Below are 7226 nucleotides of genomic sequence, written 5' to 3' on the forward strand. Positions count from 1 at the left end.
CCCACTCGTCATGATAAGCAGTTTAGGTCCGGAAATTCCCCTGACTGCTTCTTCTACATTTCCCGTTCCGCTTTTCCCATATACAACCTTCATGTGCCACTTCTCCTTTTTATTAATATTCATTGCACAATCATAAGCAAAAAGTTCATAAATATATTATCGTTTATTTACGGTAGAATATATAGTAAATTTTTTATAAAGTATTTTTAGTAATACAGTATCACCGGAGTGCCAACTTCTACCACTTCCCACAAAATAGAAACAGATTCCTCAGGGCAATTTATGCATCCATGTGAGCCGTCTGATTTATATATTTCTTCGCCAAATTTACTGCGCCAGTTGGCATCATGGATACCGACTCCTTTATGTACACCCAGCCAGTAATTGACATAGGATACATAGTCGACACCCCTAAGGTAGGTATGATACCTCTTATTGTAAACAGGATATATTCCAGTAGGAGTTCCTCTTCCACGGTTTATATTGCCAGTTACAACAGGCATCTCCATGTTAAGCTTGCCATCTACGTAGTAACGAAGAATCTGATCTCCCATGTTAACTTCTATGTATGTACTTCCAAGCTGTTCATCTGCATTGTATGTTGTGGCATCCTTAGAAAGCTGCAGCTGCCTTGTTTCTAAAACGGGATCCCCCAATGATATCTGACTCTTTAAATATTCAAACTCGGACGAAATATCATATATCGATCCAAGTCCTTTACTATTGTTGTTAATAATAACTTCAGCGCTTTCACCATCCCTGTATCTTTTCATCATCCAGGAAGTACTGTGACTATCAGCAACGCTTTTCAAAAAAGCATAGATTTTACTTTCACTGACTATAGGATTACCGTCTTTATCAACAGCCACCCCTTCATAGATGGTTATCTCATCATCTTCAGATAGCTTACATTCTTTACCGTCAATCAAAAACAGTCCGCTTCCTGGCTTTTTCGCATTTACCTGTTCGCTTAATGCACCTTCAAGGTCTTTCTTTGTAAGGATAAAGTCGCTTGCTTTTCCGCTGTTTAAGCTAACAGGCTCTCCTGAAGCAATATAGGTAATGTCCATATTCTGTATCTTTTCAAGTTTTGAAAAGAAATCAACCTTTTGCTTCTGATCCCTGGTCAGATCCAAAATCTTATAACAGTCTTCCATTTCAGTAAGGTCAAGGACACTGTTTCTGTTTACCATAGCCTCATAGGCTTTTTCGGATATTATTTCTTTTACAGGAACCTGAACATAAGCATTTACAAGGTCGTACCCATTTGCTGTTTTTTCAATTTTGCATTCAAGGTCATTGGGTTCGACAAAGATCTCCCAGTTGGAAACCCTGTCGATAACCTTCTGCTTATTTATATAAATAGTTGGATTGTAATCGTAGTATAAATTTTTAAAGACATAGAAGCCCCATGCAAACGGGTTTCTACTAGAGAATGCTTCACTTAGAGAGGCAGTATAGTCAAGGCTCATCTCAGCATCCTCTGCGCTGACAAAAAGCCTTGCACCACTTTTATCCAGAATAGCAACCCCATCATAGGCGCTACTCTGGATAAGTTCCTCATTGACTTCATTTACTGTTTTTCCGGTGCAATAGACACCATTGATCCAGGTAAAACATGGAAAACCTTCCATGTAATAAAACCCCAGAAGGACATAGACAATGGCAAGTACAAGAAGTATTGCCACCAGTCCTATCACTGAGCCCCGCAGTGCTTTTTTCATAATCTCCTATAAACCCCTCACAAGTCTATCTTCAGATCATTTCTTTTTAGCCTCAAGATCAGATGCATCAAAGGCTTCACTTATGGACGCCCCAGCAGGCACCATAGGAAATACCTTGTCATCCTCTTCTATTATACAATCAATAAGAACAGGTTTCTTGGATTTAATAGCTTTCTTTAAGGCTGGTACAACTTCAGACTTTTTGGTTATCCTTATGGCCTCACATCCAAGTCCTTCTGCAACCTTGCAATAGTCTACCTTATCCTCAAACACTGTCTGTGAGTAGTGTTTGTTGTAGAAAAGAGTCTGCCACTGCCTTACCATTCCAAGAACATGGTTGTTGATAACGATCTCAATGATAGGGAGATTGTATCTTGAAGCTGTTGCCAGCTCATTCATGTTCATTCTAAAGCAGCCATCACCAGCGATATTGACGCATAGCTTGTCAGGATTACCCACCTGCGCTCCGATACAAGCCCCAAGGCCATATCCCATAGTACCAAGTCCTCCGGATGTCAAAAGAGTTCTTGGCCTGTTAAACTTGTAATACTGAGCAGTCCACATCTGATGCTGTCCAACATCTGTGGAAATAATGGCATCTCCCTTGGTGAGATTGTATAGTTCTTCAATTATATAAGGACATGTGAGCTTATTTGTCTCATAGCTGAGCGGATATTTCTTTTTATAATCCTGGATCTTTTTTATCCAGTCAGAGTGATCCATCTGCTCAAGCTTTGAATTAAACACTTTAAGAACTTCCTTAAGGTCTCCAATAACTGAAACATTGGTCCTAATGTTCTTGTTTATCTCCGCTGCATCCACATCCACCTGAAGTATCTTGGCTTTTCCAGCAAAGGTCTTGGCATTTCCAATTACTCTGTCGGAAAATCTTGCGCCAAGAGTGATCAAAAGGTCACACTCACTTACTCCAAAGTTTGAGGTCTTTGTGCCATGCATTCCGATCATGCCTGTGTAGAGCTTGTTTTCAGCATCAAAGGCGCCTTTACCCATAAGTGTATCGCACACAGGAGCGTCAATAAGCTCTGCAAATTCCTTGAGTTCTTTTGATGCTCCGGATATTACAGCTCCGCCGCCAACATAGATATATGGCCTCTTTGAAGCCTTAATAAGCTTAAGAGCTGCCTTTACATCGTCCTCATTAAAGTCCTTTTCAGGCTCTTCATCTGTAATGATCACAGGTCTGTACTCGCAGCTTGCAGCTGTAACATCCTTGGTAATATCCACAATAACCGGGCCAGGGCGACCAGTTCTTGCAATCTTAAAGGCTTTTCTAATGGTATCAGCAAGAACCTTTATGTCTTTAACAATATAACCATGCTTGGTGATAGGCATTGTTATTCCTGCAATATCTACCTCCTGAAAAGTATCTTTTCCAAGAAGAGGCAGGTTAACATTGGCAGTAATAGCCACCATTGGAACTGAGTCCATATAAGCTGTAGCTATTCCTGTTACAAGGTTGGTTGAACCAGGTCCACTGGTTGCAAGGCATACGCCCACCTTACCTGTTGATCTTGCATAACCGTCGGCAGCGTGAGCCGCTCCCTGTTCATGGGATGTCAGTATATGAAGAAAGTTATCCTGCTGTTTATACAGTTCATCGTAGACATTAAGGATTGTTCCTCCAGGATAGCCAAATACTGTATCTACCCCCTGCTCCTTAAGGCATTCAAGAACAATCTGAGATCCTGTTAATACCATTTTTCCATACTCCTCACAAATATATTATCTCCATTTATGCTCTTGGGATTTCCAAGATAGCTCCTCTGTTACCAGAAGTTACAAGCTCACGATATCTTGAAAGATATCCGGTTGTAACCTTAGGCTCTCTTGGCTGCCACTTAGCTCTTCTTGCCTCAAGCTCCTCGTCAGATACCTTGAGATTAAGAGAGTTATTTGGAATATCTATACTGATGATATCTCCCTCTTCAACAAGAGCAATAGGTCCGCCTACAGCAGCCTCAGGAGAAACATGTCCGATAGATGCTCCTCTGCTTGCTCCAGAAAATCTTCCATCTGTGATAAGGGCAACAGTTGATCCAAGTCCCATACCAGCAATTGCTGAGGTAGGATTGAGCATCTCTCTCATTCCAGGGCCGCCTTTAGGTCCTTCATATCTGATAACAACAACATCTCCTGAAACGATCTTGCCGCCAAGGATTGCCTCAATAGCATCCTCCTCGCAGTCAAATACTCTTGCAGGTCCCTCGTGAACCATCATCTCAGGAACAACGGCTGACTTCTTAACAATACCTGTATCAGGTGCAAGATTGCCCTTAAGAACAGCAATTCCGCCTGACTGCATGTATGGATTGTCAATTGGTCTAATTACTTCAGGGTTTCTGTTTGCAGCGCCTTCTATATTTTCTTTTACAGTTTTTCCTGTAACTGTAAGGCAATCAAGGTTTAAGAGATCTTTTTTAACAAGCTCAGACATAACTGCAGGAACACCACCAGCCTCGTTAAGATCCTCCATGTATGTAGGACCTGCAGGTGCAAGGTGGCAAAGATTAGGTGTCCTTGAAGATACTTCGTTAGCGATCTCCATGTTGAGCTCTACTCCAGCCTCATGTGCAATAGCAGGAAGATGAAGCATTGTATTTGTTGAGCATCCAAGAGCCATATCAAGAGTAAGAGCGTTCATGAATGCGTCCTTTGTCATGATATCTCTTGGTCTTATGTTCTTTTCTACAAGGTCCATTACTGCATAGCCCGCTTTCTTAGCAAGACGGATTCTTGCAGAATAAACAGCCGGAATTGTTCCGTTTCCAGGAAGTCCCATACCAATTGTCTCAGTAAGGCAGTTCATGGAATTGGCTGTGTACATACCTGAACATGATCCGCAGGTAGGACAGCCCTTCTCTTCATATTCGCAGAGCTTCTCATTAGTCATCTTTCCAGCTGAAACCGATCCAACAGCCTCAAAAAGTGATGAAAGAGATGTCTTGTGTCCGTCGATCCTTCCAGCAAGCATAGGACCGCCTGAAACAAAAACAGTAGGAATATTAACTCTTGCAGCAGCCATCAAAAGACCTGGTACATTCTTGTCGCAGTTAGGAATGCATACCATTCCATCAAAGGCATGGGCAATTGCAAGGCATTCTGTAGAATCAGCAATAAGGTCTCTTGTAACAAGTGAATACTTCATTCCAATGTGTCCCATTGCAATACCGTCGCAAACAGCAATCGCAGGAACAACTACAGGCATTCCGCCAGCCTCAGCAACAGCCAGTTTAACAGCTTCTGTAATCTTATCGAGGTTCATATGACCTGGAACAATCTCGTTATAAGAGCTTACAATACCAATAAGCGGCTTGTTTCTCTCTTCTTCTGTAAAACCAAGTGCATTAAACAAACTTCTGTGTGGAGCCTGCTGAAGCCCCTTCATTACTCTGTCGCTATTCATAGCCATTTCATCTCCTCCTTATTTTACATATAGAATGAATCTCTCATTTTCATAGATAGCCCGAAGAGTTTTCACATAATCCCAGTCAATGGTCTCATATGTCTGATAGAACTTCCAAAAATCCTCTCCGCTGTACATAGGCGTCATCATGTTTTTGTCTATGATAACACAATCTGCGCCATTTACATCAGTTTTATCACAGTCTATATCCCAGGCAAACTTAAGAAGATACTGCTGATCACAGTCAAGGACTGCCATGTTCTGCCTTTTATCAACAGATGCCACATACAAGGTTTCAAGAAGATCATTTTCCCTTTCATCAAGCTGACAGGTAAATGATGGTGTCAGAAACCTTAGTGTGAAAAGAACTATGGCAGCCAGAACAGGAATATACACACCAATTCCGGAGTACCACTTATCTCCCTTTATGGTAGTTTCTGTTTCCTTGTGAACTGTCTTTTCGTCTGCCCCCTTTATCTCCCTGTTGTAAATCCTTATGGTTACATTTATAAGTCTCTCAATGCATGCACAAAAGCACAAAGTCACAACAACTGCAGAGTAAGTAAAGACTCTCAGATACGGAAGTTTTTGCTGGATCAGCAGCATAGCGCCTGTAACCAGCATATTGCTCAGCACCATGAAATTTATAATGGTCCTTGAATAAGCAAAGTGCCTTATGCATTCATATACTGCAACTCCCAAGGACACCAGGACTACAATGTGTACTGTAAGAGCAAGGCCAGGGAGCATATATTCGTACAGGCTGTTGCTCCAGCCAAGAACTCTTTTCGCAAATTCCCCATGAGGCAAGCTCTGGATATAGGGCTGGTCCAGCATATATCTGGCTCCTGTCAGAAGTGATGTAACAGGACTCCTGAGAAGTACCGTGGCATGGCTAAGCCCAAAGTATCCACTGCCCTCTGTCTTTACAAGCAGATTTGATCCAATTGCAAGCCAGATAAGAGCATACAGGAAAAAAGTAATAAGAGCTGCCAGTATCCCGGTAATAAAGAATTTTCTAAACTTCTTAAAATAGGATGTCTCGGTAATATTCCCATGCATATCCCTGCTGCGGTAAGCATTGATAAGAAGATATGCTCCTATTGCAATACTTACAGGGATCACATAATACACATTGCTTGGAACTGTATAAAGCGAAAGAACAAAAGAAATTCCAAGTGCCCAAAAGTACTTATTCTTGGTCTCGTCAGCACTGCAGATATAGGATGCGCAATAAATCGATATCAAAAAGCAGGTTATTCCAAGAGTATATCCTCTTCCCTGTATTGAATACTCGTTGACGATCTGCATGGATGAGTACAAAAGCATCGCTGAAAAAGCAAGTCCGTGAGCATAGTATTTTTTGCATATCCTGTAAACAAGGATCAGGTTTGAAACCGCACAGACAAAAGATACTCCCCTAAGACCTATATAAGAATTGCCAGTATAGTTAAATATTGCTGATAATACCGAATATCCTACATGATTATTTGGTAGGGGCCAGTGAATAGCTGCGTAAACAGGTCCCTTACTTATAAATGTGTAATAGGTATAAAGCTCATCGTAACTCGGCGTTATTGCAAACATCCTCCAGAAATAGTAAGCAGCCATACCTATAACGAACAAAGTGGCCGCCATGGTCTCTGGTTCATGAGGCAATATATCATATATTTTCTTTTCAGTTTTATAGGTCAGTGATTCGTTCAACGAGAAGATCTCCCATTTCTTTACAACCTACCTGTTTATAGGAATCTCCGGCTGAGTTTCCAAGAAGGTCGACTGTTCTGTATCCATCTTCCAAAACCTTTGATACAGCTCTTTCTATTGCATCAGCCTCTTTATCAAGATTAAAGGTGTACCTTAGCATCATTGCCGCTGAAAGAACTGTTGCAATAGGATTGGCAATGTCCTTGCCAGCAATATCAGGAGCGCTTCCATGGCTTGGCTCATAAAGTCCAAAGCTTGTGTCATTAAGTGAAGCACTGGGAAGCATTCCAATGGAACCTGTTATCATGCTGGCTTCATCAGAAAGAATATCACCAAACATGTTCTCAGTAAGTACCACATCAAACTGTGAA

General features: G+C 41.5%; 5 protein-coding genes. All 5 read right to left on the reverse strand.

Annotated features, from left to right (window positions below):
* Nucleotides 1–206: 206 nt before the first annotated feature.
* Nucleotides 207–1724: a L,D-transpeptidase gene (locus J6I68_RS03495; protein ID WP_292217462.1), complete on the reverse strand. Its 1518-nt coding sequence runs from the start codon at nt 1722–1724 to the stop codon at nt 207–209.
* A gap of 36 nt (nt 1725–1760) precedes the next feature.
* A complete protein-coding gene (ilvB, locus tag J6I68_RS03500) occupies nt 1761–3443 on the reverse strand; it encodes a biosynthetic-type acetolactate synthase large subunit (RefSeq protein ID WP_292217464.1) in 1683 nt (560 codons plus the stop codon).
* 34 nt (nt 3444–3477) lie between these two features.
* Nucleotides 3478–5148, reverse strand: coding sequence for a dihydroxy-acid dehydratase (gene ilvD, locus J6I68_RS03505; RefSeq protein WP_292217470.1), 1671 nt, complete (start codon nt 5146–5148; stop codon nt 3478–3480).
* Nucleotides 5149–5166: 18 nt separating this feature from the next.
* Complete coding sequence (locus J6I68_RS03510) at nt 5167–6855, reverse strand: glycosyltransferase family 39 protein (protein WP_292217466.1); 1689 nt, start codon at nt 6853–6855, stop codon at nt 5167–5169.
* A partial coding sequence (locus J6I68_RS03515) for an isocitrate/isopropylmalate family dehydrogenase (RefSeq protein ID WP_292217468.1) occupies nt 6833–7226 on the reverse strand: 394 nt, incomplete at its 5' end. The genes J6I68_RS03510 and J6I68_RS03515, both read right to left, overlap by 23 nt.

It is taken from the genome of Butyrivibrio sp. (assembly GCF_017940685.1).
Taxonomy (GTDB): Bacteria; Bacillota; Clostridia; order Lachnospirales; family Lachnospiraceae; genus Butyrivibrio.